This window comes from Mycolicibacterium hodleri (assembly GCF_025822245.1).
In the GTDB taxonomy this organism is placed as follows: Bacteria; Actinomycetota; Actinomycetes; order Mycobacteriales; family Mycobacteriaceae; genus Mycobacterium; species Mycobacterium hodleri.
Genome location: NZ_JACKTL010000068.1, coordinates 50,961 through 71,010, shown reverse-complemented (window position 1 = coordinate 71,010; position 20,050 = coordinate 50,961). Strand labels below are relative to the sequence as shown.

The 20,050-nt window shown below is 70.1% G+C and carries 16 protein-coding genes; 4 read left to right on the top strand and 12 right to left on the bottom strand.

Annotated elements, in window-relative coordinates; genetic code table 11:
* Nucleotides 1-144 precede the first annotated feature (144 nt).
* The 6 genes from H7J06_RS28115 to H7J06_RS28090 are packed head-to-tail and all read right to left on the bottom strand — an operon-like array spanning nucleotide 145 to nucleotide 7,342.
* The gene (locus H7J06_RS28115; protein WP_264042722.1) at nucleotides 145-549 is read right to left on the bottom strand and encodes a YybH family protein; all 405 of its coding nucleotides are present in this window, start codon (nucleotides 547-549) and stop codon (nucleotides 145-147) included.
* Nucleotides 550-584: 35 nt separating this feature from the next.
* Nucleotides 585-2,039: an aminotransferase class I/II-fold pyridoxal phosphate-dependent enzyme gene (locus H7J06_RS28110; RefSeq protein WP_264042721.1), complete on the bottom strand. Its 1,455-nt coding sequence runs from the start codon at nucleotides 2,037-2,039 to the stop codon at nucleotides 585-587.
* Entirely contained in the window at nucleotides 2,029-3,204 is a 1,176-nt protein-coding gene (locus H7J06_RS28105) for an amidohydrolase family protein (RefSeq protein ID WP_264042719.1), read from the bottom strand. The genes H7J06_RS28110 and H7J06_RS28105 overlap by 11 nt, the downstream gene beginning before the upstream one ends.
* Entirely contained in the window at nucleotides 3,191-4,498 is a 1,308-nt protein-coding gene (locus H7J06_RS28100) for an aspartate aminotransferase family protein (RefSeq protein ID WP_264042718.1), read from the bottom strand. The genes H7J06_RS28105 and H7J06_RS28100 overlap by 14 nt, the downstream gene beginning before the upstream one ends.
* Nucleotides 4,495-5,982 (bottom strand): APC family permease, encoded by a 1,488-nt coding sequence (locus tag H7J06_RS28095; RefSeq protein WP_264042717.1) that lies wholly within the window; start codon nucleotides 5,980-5,982, stop codon nucleotides 4,495-4,497. The genes H7J06_RS28100 and H7J06_RS28095 overlap by 4 nt, the downstream gene beginning before the upstream one ends.
* A gap of 40 nt (nucleotides 5,983-6,022) precedes the next feature.
* Complete coding sequence (locus H7J06_RS28090; RefSeq protein WP_264042716.1) at nucleotides 6,023-7,342, bottom strand: type I glutamate--ammonia ligase; 1,320 nt, start codon at nucleotides 7,340-7,342, stop codon at nucleotides 6,023-6,025.
* Nucleotides 7,343-7,497: 155 nt separating this feature from the next.
* Here H7J06_RS28090 and H7J06_RS28085 point away from each other — a divergent pair, with 155 nt between their 5' ends.
* Both H7J06_RS28085 and H7J06_RS28080 read left to right on the top strand, forming a co-directional pair.
* Nucleotides 7,498-8,322 carry a class II glutamine amidotransferase gene (locus H7J06_RS28085; RefSeq protein WP_264042715.1) on the top strand — a complete coding sequence of 275 codons (825 nt, stop codon included), beginning with the start codon at nucleotides 7,498-7,500 and terminating at the stop codon, nucleotides 8,320-8,322.
* The gene (locus tag H7J06_RS28080) at nucleotides 8,319-9,185 is read left to right on the top strand and encodes a MurR/RpiR family transcriptional regulator (RefSeq protein WP_264042714.1); all 867 of its coding nucleotides are present in this window, start codon (nucleotides 8,319-8,321) and stop codon (nucleotides 9,183-9,185) included. Before H7J06_RS28085 ends, H7J06_RS28080 begins: the two co-directional genes overlap by 4 nt.
* Nucleotides 9,186-9,293: 108 nt before the next feature.
* Here the strand turns inward: H7J06_RS28080 and H7J06_RS28075 are convergent, their stop codons facing one another.
* The 4 genes from H7J06_RS28075 to H7J06_RS28060 all read right to left on the bottom strand — a co-directional run bounded on the left by H7J06_RS28075 (nucleotide 9,294) and on the right by H7J06_RS28060 (nucleotide 15,766).
* On the bottom strand, nucleotides 9,294-10,697 hold the full coding sequence (locus H7J06_RS28075; RefSeq protein WP_264042713.1) for a mechanosensitive ion channel domain-containing protein: 1,404 nt from the start codon (nucleotides 10,695-10,697) through the stop codon (nucleotides 9,294-9,296).
* On the bottom strand, nucleotides 10,697-12,889 hold the full coding sequence (locus tag H7J06_RS28070; protein WP_264042711.1) for an adenylate/guanylate cyclase domain-containing protein: 2,193 nt from the start codon (nucleotides 12,887-12,889) through the stop codon (nucleotides 10,697-10,699). Before H7J06_RS28070 ends, H7J06_RS28075 begins: the two co-directional genes overlap by 1 nt.
* Before the next feature lie 237 nt (nucleotides 12,890-13,126).
* The gene (locus tag H7J06_RS28065) at nucleotides 13,127-14,479 is read right to left on the bottom strand and encodes an MFS transporter (protein WP_264042745.1); all 1,353 of its coding nucleotides are present in this window, start codon (nucleotides 14,477-14,479) and stop codon (nucleotides 13,127-13,129) included.
* A 69-nt stretch (nucleotides 14,480-14,548) separates the two neighbouring features.
* Nucleotides 14,549-15,766 carry an FAD-dependent monooxygenase gene (locus tag H7J06_RS28060; protein WP_264042710.1) on the bottom strand — a complete coding sequence of 406 codons (1,218 nt, stop codon included), beginning with the start codon at nucleotides 15,764-15,766 and terminating at the stop codon, nucleotides 14,549-14,551.
* 81 nt (nucleotides 15,767-15,847) lie between these two features.
* On the opposite strand from H7J06_RS28060, the gene H7J06_RS28055 reads away from it, so the two are divergent.
* Nucleotides 15,848-16,342 carry a MarR family winged helix-turn-helix transcriptional regulator gene (locus tag H7J06_RS28055; protein ID WP_264042709.1) on the top strand — a complete coding sequence of 165 codons (495 nt, stop codon included), beginning with the start codon at nucleotides 15,848-15,850 and terminating at the stop codon, nucleotides 16,340-16,342.
* On the opposite strand, the gene H7J06_RS28050 is transcribed toward H7J06_RS28055, so the two are convergent.
* Complete coding sequence (locus H7J06_RS28050; RefSeq protein ID WP_264042708.1) at nucleotides 16,308-17,447, bottom strand: NAD(P)/FAD-dependent oxidoreductase; 1,140 nt, start codon at nucleotides 17,445-17,447, stop codon at nucleotides 16,308-16,310. The genes H7J06_RS28055 and H7J06_RS28050 overlap by 35 nt on opposite strands.
* A 52-nt stretch (nucleotides 17,448-17,499) precedes the next feature.
* Between H7J06_RS28050 and H7J06_RS28045 the strand changes: the two genes are divergently transcribed.
* Nucleotides 17,500-18,426 (top strand): DUF808 domain-containing protein, encoded by a 927-nt coding sequence (locus H7J06_RS28045; protein WP_264042707.1) that lies wholly within the window; start codon nucleotides 17,500-17,502, stop codon nucleotides 18,424-18,426.
* On the opposite strand, the gene H7J06_RS28040 is transcribed toward H7J06_RS28045, so the two are convergent.
* Entirely contained in the window at nucleotides 18,423-20,036 is a 1,614-nt protein-coding gene (locus tag H7J06_RS28040; RefSeq protein ID WP_264042706.1) for a PucR family transcriptional regulator, read from the bottom strand. The two genes, H7J06_RS28045 and H7J06_RS28040, sit on opposite strands and share 4 nt — an antisense overlap.
* Nucleotides 20,037-20,050 lie beyond the last annotated feature (14 nt).

Below are 20,050 nucleotides of genomic sequence, written 5' to 3'. Positions count from 1 at the left end.
TTCGCGTCAGTCGTCACGTGAGCTGCCTTCGGTTAACGGTCGGCATACTGGCGAGGAACACACAACTCCCTCACAGGTGGCCCGTCAACCTGGGGAACCAGATCGCACCGCGCAGCGGCGACGTCGATCTTGATTCCTGCGAGGTCAGTCCGGCGGCGAGTCCAGCGAGAGGTGTTCGTGAACACCCAGCCAGCGACCGTCGGCGCCGCGCCGCAGCACGATGGTCTCCCGCTCGCGTTGTTCCTCGTCGACCCCCGCCAGTCGGGTGCGCACCGCGTGCGTGAAGACGGCGACGTCGTCGGTGACCAGATCCAGCCGCGGATGCAGCGAGGTGCAGGAGAGCACCCGGAAGCCGTCGCGCTCCCACGCCGCCCAGGCGGCCTCGTAGGCCGCCCGAGAGGGAAGGATCGCCGGCTCGGCGTGGAACAGGAACGTCGCCTCCGGCGCGAAGCCGTCGAAGTACCGCGCGGTGTCGTGGGAGCCGAACGCCGCGATGACGTCGAGGGCCGCCTGCATCGCCGCGGCGGAGAGTTCGTCCTTGGTCGGCATTCCTGGAAGCCTAGGCCGCCCGGGGCAGCCGGGCCTCAGCGGACGACGGTGACGAACTCCATCGTCGGATCGGACGCGCTGATCGGGTTTCCCCGGTCGCGCAGCGCGGTCAACAGCCCCAGCACGTCGGCGTCGAGCCGCTCCCCCGGCATCACCAGCGGGATGCCCGGCGGGTACGGCGTGATCGCCTCGGCGGCGACGCGGCCGGCGGCCTCGGTCAGCCGGACCGATTCCGCACCGGCGAAGTACGCCTCGCGCGGCGTCAGCACCGTCGTCGGCCGCAGTGCCAGCACGTCGGCGACCAACGCGCCGTGCGCACCCGCCGGCCGCGTCCCGGCGTGCCGGGCCACCTCCGCGAAACCGTCGACCAGCCGGTCCACGTCCCTCTCGGTGTTGCCGATCGTGGTGATGCACAAGACGTGCCCGGAGCCGCTCAACTCCGGCTGGACGCCGTGCACCGCGTTGAGCCGGGCGACGACGTCGCGGGCGTCCATGTCCAGGCCCCGCGTCCCGACGAGCAGCTTGGTCTCGTCGAGTTGATGCAGTCCGGTGCCGGGCCCCGCCAGATGCTCGGGCCGCAACACCGTCAGACCGGGGACGGCGGCCAGCCGGGCCGCGGTGCGGCGAGCGCGGTCGAGCGCTTCGGTGAGCAGCTCGCGGCCGTGCTCCGCCATCTGACGGCGGGCCAGGTCGATCGACGCCATGATCGCGAAGTGCGGGCTGGTGGTCTGGATCAGTTGCAGCCCGCGCCGCACCGTCGCCAGGTCGAGCTGCGACGGGTCGACGTGCAGCACGGCGGCCTGGCTCAGGCCGGACAGGATCTTGTGCACCGACTGGACGGTGGCCGCCGCCCCGGCCCGTTCCCCCGGCGTGGGAAGGTCGGGGTGGAAGGCGAAGTGCGGCGAGTGGGCGCCGTCGACGAGGAGTTTCGCGTCGTGCCTGCCGCACAGGTCGGCCAGTGCCACGACGTCGCCGGTGGTGCCGTAGTACGTCGGGTGCAGCACCCACAGCGCCCTGGCCGAGGTCTCGGCGAACGCCCGCTCGACCACCCGGGCGTCGAGACCGTGTGCGACGCCGAACGTCTCGTCCCAGCGCGGTTCCAGCCAGACGGGCCTGGCCCCGACCTGGACCAGGCCGGCGAGCACCGACTTGTGGGCGTTGCGCGCCACCAGCACCGGTTCGCCGGGCCGCAACGCCGACAGCGCCACCGCGACGTTCCCGCTCGTCGACCCCTGCACCAGGATGAAGCTCTTGCCAACGCCCCAGGCGTCGGCGACGAGCGCCTCGGCCTCGGCGATCGGACCCTCGGGGCAGTGCAGGGTGTCGGTGTCGGGCAGGTTGTTCAGGTCGACCTCGGCCAGGTGGGCGCGGAACCACGGGTCCAGGGTGCGGCCGCCCTTGTGGCCGGGACTGTAGAACGGCGCCTGGTCGCGTTCGACGAACCGCTTCAGCGCGTCGAACAGCGGTGCCGCGTGATGGTCACACCCCATAGACCCGTTGGGCGTTGGTGACGCCGATCAGGTCGACGACGTGGATCGCGTCGTCCTCGGTGCAGTCGCCGGCGCGCACCCACTCGCCGAGCACCACGCCCATGGCGCGGCGCCACAGCACCGACCCGAGGACGTGCAGCTCGGGTGGCCCGAACGCGTCCGAGGAGTAGAGCTGCTTGGCGAACGGCGCCGTCTCCATCGCCTCGGCGACCAGACCCGTCGACCGCACCCCCAGGTAGTTGACCGCGAGGCCCACGTCGAAATTGACGTGGTCGAACGCCTGCGCGAGATAGCCGGCCTGACGCTGAAAGGGGTAGCAGTGCAACAGCATCACGGGGACGGGCGTCATCGTGCGCAGCAGCGGCAGCAGCAGCATCGGGTCGCTGCGGTGCAGGTCCATGTCGCGGTCGCCGAAGCCGACGTGTACCTGGATCGGCAGCCCGTGCTCGGCGGCCTCGTGCACGCCGAACGCGATCAGCAGGGCGTCGTCGACGCGCAGCGGGCGGGCGCCGGCCAGGAAGTCCCTGGCGTGGGCGACGACCTCGGCGTCCGACGGGCGGGTCCAGTCGACGTCGAAGCCGACGCGGTAGGCCGCAATGGTCTTGGTGCCGACCACTTCTGGGTCGTCGAGCGCGGCCCGCAGCGCCGCCCGGAAGGCGTCGGGGAAGTCCTCGGCCGACGTCCCGCCCTCGAGCAGGTCCTCGGTCAAGCGCTCCAACCGCAGGATCTCCGAGGACGGCACGCCGCTGAGTGCGGTGAGACGTTCGGGCGTGGTGATCAGGTCACCCTTGAACCCGGTGTCGACGACCCACCGTCCGACGCGCGCCGCGGGCAGCATGATGCGCGACAGGTCGTCTGCGGAGAACTCACTGCGCCGCGCCCAGTAGTCGTCGGCGCTGGCCAGCGGCTCCAGTCCCAGCAGCGGCGCACACCACCGCCGGATGGAAAGGCCCAGCGGAGAGTCGAATTGGGTCATGAAGCTCGGGACGGGGTCGGTCGACCCCTCGTTGATCGACGCCTCGAAGTCGGCCCGGTCCACGGGTTGACTGAAGGTGCCGTGCACGTGGTGGTCGACCAGCTCGACGTGCTGCAGGTGGGCGGCCAGCGGTTCCGGCACGTCGCCCCGGACCCCGGCGAAGACGTCCGGCAATTCACCAGCCTGCATATCGAGCCACCTCCTCGGCGTTCACGCGTCCCGCGGCCGCGTCGGCGATGGCCGCGCCCAGGATCTCGACCGCCCGTCCCGCCTCGGCTTCGGTGAGCACCAGCGGTGGCGTGATCTCCAGGACGTTGCCGCCGACGTAGTAGACGACCGCTCCCAACTCCCACGCACGGTAGACCACCTGCGCCGCCAGCCGGGGGTCACGTTCCCCGGTGCCCGGGTCGACGAGCTCGAGACCGATCGCCAGCCCCCGGCCGCGGACGTCGCCGATGCGGTCGGCGCCCGGTGAGCCGGCCAGCGCGCGCAGCCCGTCGGCGAGCAGCGCGCCGACGGTGGCCGCCCGTTCGGGCAGGTTCTCTCCGACGATGGTGGCCAGCACCGCCCGACCCGCCGCGGTGCACACCGGGTTGCCCGCCGTGGTGAGAAGCGCTGCCGCCGGCGGATTGTCGAGGATGTCGGCCGGACCCACCGCGGCCGAGAGTGGCAGACCACCGCCGAGCACCTTGCCGAAGGTGACGATGTCCGGCTCGACGCCGTCGTGGGTGAAGGCGTGCAGGGTGCCCGGTCTGCCGAGACCCATCTTGACCTCGTCGCAGATCATCGGCACGCGAAAGCGGCGGCACAGCTCGTGTAGCTGGGCGAGGAAGCCGTCGGGCGGCACGACCAGGCCACCGTCGGACAGGATCGGCTCGACGATCAGGCACGCGATGGACCCGCTGCTCAGGTGCTCCTCGGCCAGCGCCAGACAGGCGGTGACGTCGGCGTGGACTCCCTCGGGCCCGGGCCGAAAGGGGTTGGGGTAGGGCAGGAACACCGCATCGGGGTCGGCGGGCGCACCGGCGTCCACGTGCACGCCGGAGACGCCCATCGCGATCCCGACCCCGCCGTGATAGCTGTGCTCGAAGGCGATGACGGTCCGCTTGCCGCTGGCGTGCCGGCAGGCGCGCAGCGCGACGTCGTTGGCGTCGGAGCCGGCGTGCCCCAGGTAGACCCGCCGGTCGCCGCTGCCGGGCACCAACGCCAGCAGGTCCTCGGCCAGCCCCACCGAGTCGGGATGCACCGCCGACAGTCCCCCGGATCCCGGGGCGTCGCGGACCGCGCGGCTGACGGCCTCGACGACGGCCGGGTGCCCGTGTCCGAGCCCGCTCGCCGTCCACGTGGCGGACAGGTCCAGCAGCTCGCGACCCTCGGGGGTCACCAACGTCGAGCCGTGCCCCGACACCACCTCCAGCGGGAAGAAGCGAAGCTTCTCGATGCCGGCGACCGCGGCCTCGTCCCGGGCGTAGAGGGAGGTCATTCCGTCGCGGCCAACTCGGCGCTCAGCGACTCCCCGACCCGTTTGGCGATTCCGGACGCAGCGATGGCGATCACCAAACCGACCACACACCAATACAATCCGAGCATCGGCGCGGCCGCCCAGTCGGTGGCGTCCTTGACGTTGAACCACAGGACCACCGCGATCACGACCGCACCGAGCAGCGGCAGCGCCAGCCCGAGGACCTTGCCCCCGCCACCGTGTACGCGGACGAACTTGGGGGCGCCGACGAACCACGCGGCGGCGAGCTCGACCAGCAGATAGCAGACCATCAGGCACACCGAGCCCGCGACGGCGAACAGGAAGTAGGTGTCGATGGCGGGGTTGCCCGTGCCCATGTCCGGCCACCGGAACGCGCCGCAGAGCAGGTCGACCACCAGCGCCGCGCCGACCACCAACCAGGTGGCGAAGCGGGGACCGCCGGTGCCCTCGTGGATCTGGGCCAGCGCCTTGGGGCCGAAGCCGTCGCGACCGAACGCGTAGAGCATCCGGCCCGACGTCGCCGAGCAGGCCAGGTGGCAGCCGAACGCCGACACGATCGCCGTGAAGATGATCAGCAGGCTGAACCACTGCCCGATGTAGGTGTTGCCCAAGTCGCCCAACGTGTTTCCCGAGCTACCAAACGCCTCGAGTCCCGCGGCGTCGGTACCGAAACCGACGACCTGGGCGAACATCACCACGACGAAGAGCACGCCGGTCAGGATGAGCGTGCCGGCGAGGGCCCTCGGAATGTTGCGGCCGGGGTCGTCGGTCTCCTCGCCCATCGACGCGCACGCCTCGAAGCCGGCCCACGACAGGAACGCCGCGACCACGCCGCTGATCACCGCGGAACTCGACACACCCTCGAAGGTGAAGGCGCTGAAGTCGATTCCGGTCGAGGGCGCGCCGCCGCGGGCGAAGATGACCACCACCAACACGATCATCGACACGATGCCGACACCCTCGATGGCGAGCAGGATCTTGCCGAGCAGCCGAACGTCGCGTCCGGAGAGCAGAAACGAGATCACCGCACCCACCGCGACGACGGCCAGCCAGGGCAGTTGATACGGCGTGTCGTCACCGGGCTGGAGCTTCGCCACGAAGGCGTTGACGAACGCGGCGGTCAACGCCAGGGTGCCGATCGCGAAGCCGGCGTAGGCGCCGAGCATCGCGAAGCCGGAGAAGAATCCCGCCCGCGGTCCGATGGTCCCGCCGACCAACCCGTACGCCGAGCCGGCGTGGTTGAGGTGCCGGGTGAGACGGACGAAGCTGTACCCGACCAGCGACACCCCGACCAGGCCGATGACGAAGACCAGCGGGATGGCCTTGCCCACCGTGGCGATCAGCCCCTGACCGTTGCCGGACATGGCCAGCGTCGGCCCGACCAGGGCGACGGACATGGCCAGCGCCACCCAGAACGGGAGGCGCCGGTGTGGAAGCTGACCGGCTTCCTCCGACGGGCTGGCCGGTGACGTATTGGTGCTCATCGATGTCTCCTCGGGTTCCTCGTGGGTCCTGCGCCGTGGGTCAACAGCTCCACGCGAGGCGCAGGGCCTGCGTGGTCTCGGCGGCTGGTCGACCGCCGAAGGTCGCGATTTCGTACCGCCGCACGGCGACGACGGCTTCGATCACCTCACTGGTGAGCAGCTCCGCCGCGACGTCGGACCGCTCCAGGGCGTCGACGGCGGAGAGTTGGTCGGTGGCCAGCGGCGGCGGCGCGGTGTCCGACTGCGCGGGGTTCTCGGGGACCTCGGCGGGCAGGGCGAGCCCGCGGTCGACGCCTCGCAGGGCGCTGCCCAGGAACGCCGCGGCGGCCAGGTAGGGGTTGGCGCTGGGGTCGATCAGCTTCAGTTCGGCGTTGGCGCCGTGCGGACTGCCGGGGGTGGCCGCGACGAACCGCACGGCAGCTTCGCGGTTCTCCAGACCCCAGCACGCCACGGCGCCCGCCCAGTTGCCCGGCTTGAGGCGCAGCGCCGACAGTGCGGAGCCCGCGTAGACCCCGACGAGGCCGGGAAGCGCGTCGACGACGCCGGCGATCGCGGACCCGCCGGCCGGCCGGATTCCGTACGGCCCGTCGCCGCCGGAGAACAGCGGGCCCTGCTCGTCGGCCAGGGACAGGTGCAGGTGTGCCCCGTTGCCGGCGGCACCCTCGAAGGGCACGGGCGCGAACGAGATTCGCAGCCCGTGCCGCGCCGCGGCCCGGCCGAGGACGATGCGCGTGAGGATGACGGCGTCGGCGGCCGCGACCGGCGTGGTGGGTGCCAGCGACACCTCGAGTTGGTCGTGGCCGTATTCGGTGTGGATCTGTTCGATGCTCAGGCCCGCGCGTTCGGCGGTGGTGGCCAGGTCGACGAGGAACGCCGAATGGTCCAGCGACGTGCGGATCCCGTATGGCGACCAGGGCCCGGTGGACGCCGGCCCGCCGTCGGGGGCGAGCATCGTGGCTTCCAGTTCGGCGCCGACCAGGGCGGTCAGGCCACGGTCGGCGGCGGCGCGTTCGGCGCGTGCCAGGGCGTCGCGCGTGCACAGCGGTGCCGGGTCGCCGGCCTGGTCGGTGAGGTTGCCCGGCGCCCAGGCGATCCCGTCGTCGACGACTCGGACGTCGGCCGGGTCGAGGCGGATGCGCAGGTCGCCGGCGACGCCGATGGTCGGGGTGAAGGCGATGCCGCTGTCGACGCAGAAGACACTCCACGACGGCGACACGCCCATTCCCGAGCGCTGAAAGTCACCGAGCCGGCGCAGTGGAACGTATTTGGCCCTGGTGACGCCGGCCGGATCGGTCACCGAACCCGCCACCAGTTCAACGCCTTTGGCGCGCAATTCGGCGATGCGGTCGTCGGTCGACACTGATTCCTTCTCCCGTCGCTTCGCTCGGTACCGGGCAGCCCCGGTGCCGGGGTGCCCAGTGAGTCTGCGAGAAATCTATGTCATGAATGTTTCAGATTCTTTAATTTCGTCGGTTTATGGTTGATTCGTAAGATCACGGATCGGAGGATGCCTTCATGTGTCGGCTCTTGGGTGTCGTCTCGCCAACCCCGGTGTCCATCGCCGCGGCGGTCGGGGACGCGGTCATGGCGGACTTCGTCGCGCTGACGAAGATCCACGGCGACGGCTGGGGCGTCGCGGGCGTCGACCGCGTCGGGGACGACCCGCACGTCACCGTGTCCGCGGGCAGCGCGCTCGACGATCCCGACTTCGCGGCGGCCACCCACGACCCCCGCCCTGCCGCGTCGCTGCTTCACCTGCGCTGGGCGACCAACGGCCTGGCGGTCGAGCCACGCAACTCCCACCCGTTCCTCACCGACGGACTCGCCATGGCCCACAACGGGTCGATCAAGCCCATGGACACGTTGGACGGTCTCCTCGAACCCGCGGTCGCGGCGTCCGTGCGCGGCACCACCGACAGCGAGCGCTACTTCGGGCTGATCCGCCAACACCGTTCCACCGCACCAACTCTCGCCGAGGCGGTGCGACGGGCCGTCGCCCAGCTCCGGCACAGCCACCCGGACGCCAGCCTCAACGCCCTCGTCCTCGGCGAGGATCAGTTGGTCGTCGTCCACGCGCACGCCCACAGTCGCCTGCTCGCCGAGGACGTCGAGGAGATCAGCGCGACCGACCTGCCCTCGGAACACCTCGAGGACTACTTCGCCCTGCGGATCGCCCGCCTCGGCCGGGACGGCGACGCCGGAATCGTGGTCGGCTCGACCGGGTTCGGTGACCTGCCGTGGGAACCACTGCCGCCCGAGTCCGTCGTCGCCATCTCGATGCATGATCTGTCGGTGACGACGCACCCCCTCGGCGCGCCAGAGGCGACGAGACCGACGTGACCGACGAGACCGTGGCCGCGCGCGCCGGCGCCGCCCTACCGTCGCTGAGCAAGGCCGAGCGCCGGGTCGGCCGGGCGCTGCTCGCGGACTATCCGAGCGCCGGGCTGGCCAGCGCGGCCCGACTGGCCGAACGCGCCGAGGTGAGCCCGCCGACCGTGCTCCGATTCGCGCAAACCCTTGGCTACGAAGGGTTCACCGACCTGCAGGTCGCCCTGCGCGCCGAGCTGACGGCCCTGTCCAACGGACCGATCACCCGGCTGCCCACGACCCCCGCCGGTGCGGACGCCGACGCAGGCCCCCTGGACCGCCTGCTGCACCAGGCCCACGCACAGAACGAACGGGCCGAGGAGACGCTGGCGCAGATGCCGGCGCCCGCGGTCGAGGCGGCGGTCGCACTGCTGGCCGACACCAGCCGGCCGTTACACCTGCACGGCGGGCGGTTCTCGCATCTGCTGGCCATGCATCTCGCCGCACATCTGGAGCAGTTGCGGCCGGGCGTGCGGTTGCTCGCCGACCCCAGCGGACGCGACCTGGGCACCATGATCGAGCTGACCCGCCGCGACGTCGTCATGCTGTTCGACTATCACCGGTATCAGCGCAGCGCCGCCGAGCTGGCCGCTCGGGTGCACCGGGCGGGTGCGACGGTACTGCTCGTCACCGACGATCTGGCCTGCCCGGTCGCCCCCGAGGCCGAGGTCGTGCTGACGGCGTCGAGCACGGTGGGCACCACCTACCAGAGCATGGCGGCGGGCTTCCTGCTCACCGAGCTCCTCATCCCGCTGGTGATGGACGCGGTCGGGGAGCCGGCGCGCACGCGAATGGCGCTGTGGGAGGAGCAACGTCGCAGCGAACTGCTGCCGTGAGCCCGTACCCCGTGCAGCAGTGACCATCGCGGGTGCGCCCGTCGTGAATCCTTTGCGGAAGATCAGCCGCGAAACCGCAGAGGTTTCACGAGCGAGGGACAACGGCCGCTAGTCGGACGTCATGGCCAGCGCCTTGCGTGCGTTGGCCCTACGCTCCTCGATGGCTCGACCGAACTCCTGCAGCAACAACGGGTTTCGCTGCACCATCATCTCCACCGACCCCCGCTCGACCTGGACGACGGTGACCTCGTCGACGGCGTGGGCGCTCCCGATCACGGGCTGTCGGGTCAGCGTGCTCTGACCGAGGAAGCCACCTTCGTCGAGGGTTCCGATCGAGATCTCCGCGCCGTCGTCGGCCTTGCCCGTGAGCCGCACGCGTCCCGAGACGATGAACGACATCCGGTCCGGCACCTCACCGGAGCGCTGGATCACCTCACCGGCGCCGTACCGCTCGAGCGTGGCGTTCGGGATGAGCTCGGTCTGATCGTCCCCGGAGAGCCGGAGCGTGGGGGCCACCACCCGGTGCACGGCGTCGGCGACCCGGCCGGGGGTCGAGTACTCCTCGCCGGCCTCGTCGAGGTGTAGGCCCTCGCGCCGGGCGGCGTACCAGATCCATTCCAGGAACAGCTTCTTCGCGGCACCGTCGTCGGCGGGTGAGACCAGCGGAATGGTGGTGCGGTACTCCAGGCCGCCGGCCGGCGCCGCGGACACCGTTGCGTCGGGGCGCCGCTGCGGCAGATCGGCGGCCACCCGCGCCAGCATGGCGCACACCCGGTTGGGCGGGTCGTCGAGCGAGAAGACCGTCGTCACCGCCAGCTTGTGCTTGCTGGTGGGCCGACTCAGGTTCGTGAACGACGCTCCCGCCAGGACCGAGTTCGGCGTGATCTGCAGACCCGTGCTGGTCTCGAGATGCACTGCGCGCCAGTTGACTTCGACGACGCGCCCACGCGCCGCCGGGGTTTCCAGCCAGTCCCCCAGCTGAAACGGCTGCTCGAAGAGCATCAGCAGACCCGAGATGATCTGACCGACCGAGTTCTGCAGCGTGAGGCCGATGACGATGGACGTGACGCCCAGCGCGGTGAACAGACCCCTGACGTTGGCACCCCAGATGAGGGAGAAGATCATCGCCAGGCCGACGGCGATGACCAGGAACCGCCCGACGTCGATGAAGATCGTCGGAACCCGCTTTCGCCACGTCCCCGCGGGCGCACCCTGGAACAGGGTGGCGTTGACCCCCGACAGCAGCAGGATGAGGACGACGAACGCGAACAGGGTGGCGACCATGCGCACCGGCGTGGTGCCGGCGGGCACCTGCTTGGCCTCGGTGAGCAGGAGCAGCAGCGCGCCAAGCGGAAGCAGGTAGTTGCGCAGCAGCGTGACCGGCCGGACCAGGAAGCTCTCCTTCCTGACCAACGCGTGCTGCCATTCGGTGAGTGCCACCAGCCCGACGGGCAGTCCGATGGCGATCCCCACCGCCCAGTAGAACCACGACGAACCAAAGACGTTGGCCATCAACGATTCTCCAGACGCCAGATGGGTTGTTCCCGCCCGTCGACGACGACGGTCCCGGCGGGGCTGAAGTTGATCGTGTCCCGCACCGCCTCGTAGACGGGGTTGGTGACGTCGATGCCGGGTTGTTTGGAACCGCTCTTGACCTGGTACGCGATGTTGACCGCCGCACCCCACATGTCGTAGACGACGGACATCCGGCCGCTGAGCCCGCTGCTGACCGTGCCGGTGTCGATACCCGCACGCAGGCCGAGGCCGCTACCGGTCTCGCCGTTGAACCGGTCGACGATCCGCTGACACTCCACGGCGAATTCCACCGTGCGACGCACGTTGTCCAGCCGCGGCACGTTCAGACCGCAGCTGCCCAGGTAGCCGTTGCGGATACCGCGAATCCGCTCGATACCGAGACTGTCTGCCGCCGCGTCGAATTGGCGTTCGATCTCGTCGACGATGGCCAGCGACCGTTCCGACGTCAGCTCGGCCTGAAGTCGGTCCAGGCCCATCACGTCGGCGAAGATCACCGAGACGTCCTGATGCTCCTCGGGAGGAATCTCCTCACCCTGGCGGTAGCGCTCGACGACGGGTTCTGGCATCAGCAACGCCAGCAGCTGGTCGTTCTCCTTGCGCTGCGCGTTCAGGAGCTCTTCCTTGACGGTGAGGCTCCTGCTCATCTCGTTGAATGCCTTGGTCAGATCGCCGATCTCGTCTCGAGTCTCCACCGGGATGCTCACGCTGTAGTCACCCCCGCCGATCCGTCTCGCCCCGGTCTCCAGCCGGCGGATCGGCCGCACGAACAGCTGCGCCAGGAACACCGAGGCCACGCAGACCACGAAGATGATCCCGACCGTCGCCAACACCATCGTCTTGGTGAACGTCGCCTCCCTCGCGAACGCCTCGGCGGTGTCGACCTTTGCCACGATGGCCCAGTGAATCTCGGAGTCGGGGATCACCACCGGGGCATAGGCCTGCAGGGTCTCGTTTCCCAGGTAGTCGGTGGTGATCAACGTCCCCGACTCGCCTCGCTCGGCGTCGGTGGTGGCCTCCGACGGGACGGGCTGCACCAGAGTGGTTCCGCCCAGTCGGATGGCTCGGTCGGCCACGTCGGCCGGGGTTCCCGCCGCGACGACCTCGCTGCGGTAGGTCTGCGGATCTTCGACGAAGATTCTGGAGTCCGAGCGCATCAGGTCATCCGGACCGACCAGGAACGTCTCCCCCGTGTCACCGAGACCCGATGCCGCCCAATGCTTGTCGAACGTCATGAGCCGGTTGATCTTGGTGGCGGGGAACTGCAGCGCCAGCACGCCCTGAACACGTCCGTTGGCCACCACCGGGGTGACCATCCACGCGGTCGGAACATTCTCCGCCGGCTGGTAGATCTCGAAGTCGGTGAAGCCGACGTAGTCGAGCGCGTTCGACGACATGGCCTTCTCGTAGGCTCCGCGGAGCTTGGATCCGCTGTAGGGCCCGGTCAAGATGTTGGTGCCGAGGTCGACGTCCTTGTAGGCGGTGTAGACCATGTTCCCCTGCGTGTCGAGCAACATCGCGTCCTCGAACTCGAAGCGGTTGACGATCTCGCGGAAGAAGTCCTGGTACTCGGCATTGGCGGCCGACCAGGCGCTGCCGTCGTGAGCGTCGTCGATCGTGACGGCCACGTCGTCGGACTTGCGTTGCGCCGTGTAGTTGGCCTGAAGGTAGCGCTGCGCGTTGCTCGTCGGGATCAACTGTTCGGCGTTGAGCTTGGTGCCGCTGTACTGCTCGACCTGCTTGATGAAGACGTCGTCGTAGTAGTCGGTGATCGACTGCGATTGCGCCGGGCTGATCGGCTGGTTCTGCAGTTGGTCGAAGCCGGCGGTGAAGGCGGCAAGCGCGTTGCGGGTGGTCGCGCCGCGGGTGTAGACGATCATCGAGTTCTTCAGGTCCGTCAGCTCGTTTTGCAGAGAGCGGGACTGCGACTCGCGTACTTCGGTGAGCCGGTTGAACACCGAGTCCCGCAGCGAGCTTCGACCCGCCTGGAACCCGATGATGCCGACCACGGCCGCCGCCACGATGGTGCACATCACCATCATCACGACGAGTTTGGACTGAATGCTGACCTTGGCCAGCAGACGCCGACGCTGAAATCGCTCGAACCTCTGCGGCTTTGGCTCGTCGGGAACGTCTACCTCGGAAGCATCCGGCTCGGCTAGTTCTAACATGGGCATCCCTTCGCCGGTCGCATTCTCGCGGCGGTCTCGCGGCGGACACTACTACCGCGCCGATTGCCCGGACCGCCGACGTCGGTGGGTTTACCAAATTGACGCCAAAGCAGGCGTCACGCCCGACGGGCCACCCTCGCCGAGGGACGACCGGACGGAATCCTGTGAGTCGCCTGCGATTTCACTGCGAGCGCGCTACGCCACCGCAAGTGGCCGCTCGGCGTCACGGGGAGGCCGCTAGCCGGCGGTCACCTCGGTGGCCGCATCCCGCGGCAACCGGAAGGACTCGACCACGGTGACCGCCATCAGCGCACCGAGGACCAGGAAGGTCCACGCGTAGGCGGTGTGCGGGGTCGCCGCCAGCGGAGTCAACGTGCTCAGCAGCAGTGCCGCGACGGCGATTCCAAGACCTGAGGCAAGTTCCTGCACCGCCGCGTTGAGGGTGTTCGCGTGGGTCAGACGGTCACCGCCGACGTCGGAGAAGGCGAGCGTGACGTAGGCGGTGAAGCCGACCGATCGCAGCATGCCGCTGACGAACAGGACCACCGCGATGACGGCGATCGGCATCGTGGGGCCCAGGCTCGCGAGCAGCCCGTAGCAGCCCACCGAGAGCACGCCGTTGACGATGAGCACCCGACGAATCCCGAAGTGCCGCATCAACGGCGTCGTCGCCGGCTTGATCGCGATGTTCCCGGCGAACAGCACCGCGACCAACAGACCCGAGACGAACGGCGTCCAGCCGAAGACCAGTTGGAACTGCAGCGGCAACAGGAACGGCACCGCGGTGATCACCAGGCGGTACAGCGATCCGGCGGTCACCGTGATGCGCAGGGTCGGCACCCGCAGCACCCGCAGTTCGATCAGTGGATGACGGGTGCGCAGCAGATGCCAGCCCGCGGCGGTCAGCAGCACGGCGGCCGCCCCACCGCCAACGGCAACGACCAGCCAGTCGGTGCCGGCGACCCGGATGCTCTCCAGCGCCATCAGGGCCGCCGCGATGCCCGACCCGAGAACGACGAGCCCCCGCCAGTCCAACGGCCGCGGCACCGCATCCCGCTCGCCACGAATCAGCTTGAGCGACAACAGGAAGCCGACGACGCCGATCGGGATGTTGACGAAGAAGATCCAGCGCCAGGAGCCAAGGGTGGCGATCGCGCCGCCGAGGACCGGGGCGAGCACCGGCGCCGCCAGCGCGGGCCACGTCAACAGTGCGATCGTCCTTACCAGGTTGGCCTTGCCGCTGACGCGTAGCACCGCGAGTCGGCCGACGGGCACCATCATAGCGCCGCCGACGCCCTGCAGGATGCGCATCCCGACGAGCATCGGCAGGCTGACGCTGAGCGCGCACCCGATCGACGCCAGGGTGAAGATCGCGATGGCGGCGGCGAAGACCGGCCGGGCACCGAAGCGGCCGGCGACCCATCCGCAGGCCGGGATGAGCACCGCGAGCGTGACGAGGTAGGCCGAGATCGCGAGGTTCACGTCCACCGGGTCGACCCCGAACGACGACGCGATCAGCGGTATCGCCGGGGTGATGATCGTGGCGTCGACGATCTCCATGAAGAACGCGCCGGCCACCAGCAGCGCCATCCCCCGCGGGAACGGCGCCGGTTCTTCGGACGATTCGGGTGACGACACGGCTGTCACCGTAGTCAGGTGTCACCCGACGCGGTGCACCACCGCGTCCGGATAGTCGGGCAGGCGCAGGTCGTCGGCCGCCACGCGGACCAATCGCTTGCCGGCCAGCTTCATCGCACCCCGACCGACGGGGCCCGCCGCGACCCGCGCACCGGCGTGCAAGGCCCGGATGCCGGCCTCGGTGCGCGGGTTGGCACGCCGGATGGTCTTCATGATCGCCTGTGGTGCAGCGGATTCGACGTGTGGACGCATCAGCTGCTCGTAGCGCGCCAGGGCGGCCCGGTCGTCGTCGCCACGGGAGAGTTCACCGGCGAGCACGTAGGCGCCGATCAACCCCAGGCTGGTGCCGCCCCCGCCGAAGGTCGCGTTGGTGTACGCGGCGTCGCCGAGAAGCGCGACGCGCCCCTTGGTCCACTGCGACGAGCTCACCTGACCGAGGGCGTCGAAGTACAGCGGCGCGTCGTCGAGGGCGGCCAGGACGCGCGGCGCGACGCCGCCGACGTCGGCGAAGGTGCGGCGCAGGATGGCGACCTGGTCGGCGCGGTCGAGGTCCTCGAGGCCCCGCACGTCCGTGATGAACGTCAGTACGGCCCTTGACGTTCCGAGGTTGTCGGGCCGGACGTGCACGGCCAGCGAGCCGGGGGCGTGCTGCCAGTTCCACCACTGGTCGTCGGAGGCCAGGCGCGGGACGGTGACGTAGGCGAAGTACATGCCGAGGTCGTTGACCTGGGTCGGGGTGACGAAGCGTCGCGAGGTCGAGCGCAGCCCCTCGGCGATCACGACGACGTCGGCGTCGACGCTCGTCCCGTCGTCGAGCGCAACCGAGACGTGGTCGCCGCGATCGGTGAGGTCGGCGATCCGCGTGCCGAAGCGGTAGTCGCTGCTCCCGCGGGTGTGCTCGATCAGAATCCGGGACAGCTCGCCCCGCAAGATCTCCAATTCGGCGGTGGGACCGTCGGATTCACCGGGTCCGCTCATCGGGTACGACGCCACCGGTGAGCCGTCGGCATCGACGAAGCGCATGCCGACCTCACCGGTGTTCGCGGCCCGCACGTCGGCCTCGATGCCCATGCGGCGCACCACCTCACGGGCGGTGCCCCGCACGTCGACGTTCTGGCCCTCGCTACGGGCCGCGGCGAAGCGCTCGAGGACGGTGGTCCGCCAACCCCTGGCGGCCAGTTGGTGGGCCAGGGCGGGTCCGGCGATACCCGAACCGGAGATGACGGCGTGGCGAGTCACGAGATGGATGTCCAATCTGAGAGGATTACCTAGAATACCGTAATACACGTTCTGTGAAGTATCTGCCCACGGGAGGGCTGCGTGAAACCGAAGGGCGACGTGAAACACGAGCGCGACGCGACCGGCCACTGGCTGGCCAACCTGAGCGGGCCGACGATCGCCATGCGCGGCTTCCTGGAAGCCCACGACGAACTTCAGCGGCGGCAGGCGCGGCGGATGGGTCTCAACGCGACCGACATGCAAGCCCTGCGACTGCTCGACGTCCACGGCCCGATGGGACCCACCGAGTTGGGCCGACGACTCGACCTGCGGTCGGCCTCGGTGACGGTGCTGCTGGACCGCCTCGAGTCCGACGGGTTGCTCGAACGCGTCCGCGACGTCGACGACCGCCGGCGGGTCACCGTGCGGGTGTTGCCCCACGCGGTCGACCTGCTCTTCGACACGTGGGCACCGATCGTGCGCGCGCTGGACGACGTCGGACACGCGCTGCCCTCCGCGCAGCAGAAGGCCGTCTGCTCCTTCTTCGATCAACTCGTCGGCGTCATGACCGAAGGCGAGCCGGTGCCAGACGCGTGACGTCGAGCCCACGGGCGGCCAGGTCCGCCGGAACCGGTTCACCGAGCACCAGGGCCGCGGCCAGCCGGGCGGTCGCCGGAGCCGTCTGGATCCCGTAGCCGCCCTGCCCCGCGAGCCAGAAGAAGCCCGGGGCGTCGGCGTCCTCGCCGACGACGAAGTCGCGGTCCGGCGCGAACGTGCGCAGACCGGCCCAGGACGCACCGATGCCGCGCACCCCGATCGTCGTCGTGGCGTTGATCGCCTCGATGGCCCTTGCGATTTCGAGCTCGTCTGGTTTGGCGTCACTCGGCGGGCATGGCGTCTCGTCGGCGGGTGAGCACAAGAACTGCGTCCCTGCCGTCTTGACGTAGAAGGACTGGTCGACGTCGCTGCAGTTGGGCAGCTCGCGGCTCCTCTCACCCAGCGGGGAGTGGACCATGAAGATCGTGCGCCGCAGTGGCGCCAACCCGACGGGCCGCACCCCGGCCGCGGCGGCCACCACGTCGGCCCACGCGCCCGCGGCGTCGACCACCACCGGCGCCCGATGACTGCCTCCGTCGGCGGTGGTCGCGGTCCACGTGTCCCCCAGCCGCTGCAGCGACACCACCCGGGCGGTCCGGACGATCTCGGCTCCGTTGCGGCGCGCCCCGCGCACGTAGCCCTGGTGCAGGGCCGACACGTCGAGCGCCATCGCCCGCGGTTCGTACATTCCGCGTTCGACGACCTCGGGTCGCAGCAACGGGAACAGCTCGCGGCACTGGTCGCCGTCGAGCAGTTCGGCGTCGGCCACCTGTCCCAGGACGGCGGCGTGCATCCGCTCGATCACCGCGGCACGCCCCGTGGTCGCGAACTGTAGGGACGGCCGCGGCGTCATCAGCTCGGACTCGAACACCTCGGGCGGGTCGGCGAAGAACGCCCGGCTACCCGTCGTGAGGGCCCGAATCTGTTGGCCGCCATAGGTTTCCAGGAACGTGGCGGCTGACCGGCCCGTCGTGTGATACGCCAGCGTCGGCTCCATCTCGAGCACCGTGACCCGCAGCGTGCGCGAGAGTTCGTAGGCCGCCGACAGCCCGGCGATGCCGCCACCGACGACGAGGACGTCGGCGTGGGTGTCGGTCGAACTCATGACAGCAGCTTCCCAGACTCCACGTATCCTCGGGTGCCATGAGGCACACATCGTGAGCGCCGGACTGTTCGGGCTGCTCGACGACGTCGCCGCCCTGGCCCGGCTCGCCGCGGCCTCGGTCGACGACATCGGTGCCGCGGCGGGTCGCGCCACCGCGAAGGCGGCCGGCGTGGTCATCGACGACACCGCCGTGACCCCTCAGTACGTGCACGGCATCGCCGCCGACCGCGAGTTGCCGATGATCAAGCGAATCGCGCTCGGCTCGCTGCGCAACAAGCTGCTCTTCATCCTGCCCGCCGCGCTGCTGCTCAGCCAGTTCGTGCCGTGGCTGCTGACGCCGATCCTGATGCTGGGCGCCACCTATCTGTGCTTCGAGGGTGCGGAAAAGGTAGTGGGACTGCTCTTCGGAAAGGGCAAGAGCCACGCCGCGCCCACGGCCGCGGTCGGCGAGGACGCCGAGAAGCAGATGACCAGCGGGGCCATCCGCACCGACTTCATCCTGTCGGCCGAGATCATGGTGATCGCCCTCAACGAGGTGGCCGACCAGTCCTTCTGGCCGCGGCTCATCATCCTGATCGTGGTCGCGTTCGTGATCACCGCCGCGGTGTACGGCGTGGTCGCGCTCATCGTGAAGATGGACGACGTCGGCCTGGCGCTGACCCAGCGCGCGTCGGCGTTCGCGCAGAAGGTCGGCCGCGGCCTGGTGGTCGGCATGCCGAAGCTGCTGGCGGCGCTGTCGGTGATCGGCACCGTCGCCATGCTGTGGGTCGGCGGCCACATCCTGCTGGTGGGCACCGACACCCTCGGCTGGCATGCGCCGTACGGGTTCGTCCACCACCTCGAGGAGGGTCTCAACGGTGTGCTGGCCTGGCTGCTGAACACCGCGATCTCGGCGGTGATCGGGCTGGTCGTCGGCTCCGTCGTGGTGGCCGTCGTGCACGTGCTCCCGTTCGGCAAGAAGAAGCACGGGCCGGACTAGGGCCGCGCCAGGACCATCATCGCGACGTGCAGCGACGTCCTGGACTCCGCGTCGTCGAGGTCGACGCCCAGTAGCCGCTCCAGGGCGGCCAGTCGCGCGTAGAGCGTCGGCCGGGAGAGGTGCAACCGCTTGGCCAAGGCCGCCTTGTTGCCGCCCTCGTCGAGGTACGCCGCGAGCAGGTCGAACATCTCGTCGCCGTGCTTGGCCCGCCGCTCGAGCAGCCCGCGGAGCTCCGTCTCGGCGAACGCCTGCACCCGCGCCTCCGAGCGGATGAGGGCGATCAGCCCACGCAACCGCACGTCGGCGGCGCGGAAGAACGGTTTGCCGTCGGGGCGGTCCGCCATCGCCAACGCGACCTCGGCGACGTGCCCGGACTCGGCAAGACCACCGGCGGCGTCGACGAGCCGGCTCGATTCGGGCCCCACCCCGATGACGCACGTCGAGACGCCGTCGACCGCGACCACGGCGCGACGCATTGCGGTGGCCACGTCGACGAGGATGCGTTCGGTGCCGGGGTCGCCCCGGACGGCCATCGCCGTGGGTTGCGGCGCCAGCAGCAGGTCGACCTGGCCGTCGTCGCGGCTGGCGGTCAGCACGCTGTGGCCGGCGGATCGGATGGCGTGGACCAACGCGTCGAGCGTCCGGCTGCGCCGCTGCTGGATCAGCAGCTGATTGGCGCTGGCGGTCTCGGGCACCCGCACGGTCATCGGCACGTAGGTCAGCGCCGGCCGCAGTCCGAGGGCGTGCGCCCGGGCCGTCGCCTCGCCCTCGTCGCGCAGCCGGCCGCGCAGCAGATCGTCGACCAGCCCGCTCTGCGCACGCAGCTCCAGCGACGTGCGGTCCTGCTCGACCATCCGGTGCATTGCCAGCGCCTGGGCCGCCCGTTCGAGGGTGGTGGCGGTACGGTCGTCGGCCTGCCGGCCCAGCGGCGCCACCAGCCGGCCCCACTCCTGGCGGTACGGGCCGACCGGGCACGTCACCCACGCGTCGACCCCGAGCCGCGACCGCCGCTCCCAGTCGTCGAGCAGCTCGGTCAGCGGGAGCCCCCGGCGCACGAAGGCCAGGGCCTGATGGTTGAGGTCTTCCAGGACGATTGGCGTGTCGAGCATCTCGGCCGCGGCCGCGACGATCTCGTCGACCGAGGCGCGGCGCATGCTCAGATTGGTGAACGCCTCGTGCACCCGGCGGGCGTAGTCGACCTCCGCGTACTGCTCGGCCACGATCCGGCGGTGCACCTCCTCGGTGACCTCGACGAAGCGGACCGGCCGCCGCAGCGCGACGACCGGCAGGTCCAGGTGGGCGCCGGCCGCCACCACCGAGGGTGGCACGGCGTCGACGTGCACGCCCAGCTCGACGACGAGCGCGACGGCCCCCGCCCGGGCGAGCTGCGGGAGGTAGTCGTCGCGGTGCCGGACGTCGGTCAGCGCCTGGCCGGTGGTGAGCACCATCTCGCCGCCCTCGAGCAGGTTCGACAGGTCCGGCAGATCGCTGACGTGCACCCAGCGCACCGGGCGGTCCAGCACCTCGGGGCGGTCGGCGCCGCAAACCAGCACGGGGTCACCGGCCCGCAGCACGGGCAGTGCCAGGATCTCCCGCACGGTCGGCTGCATCGACACATCGTAAG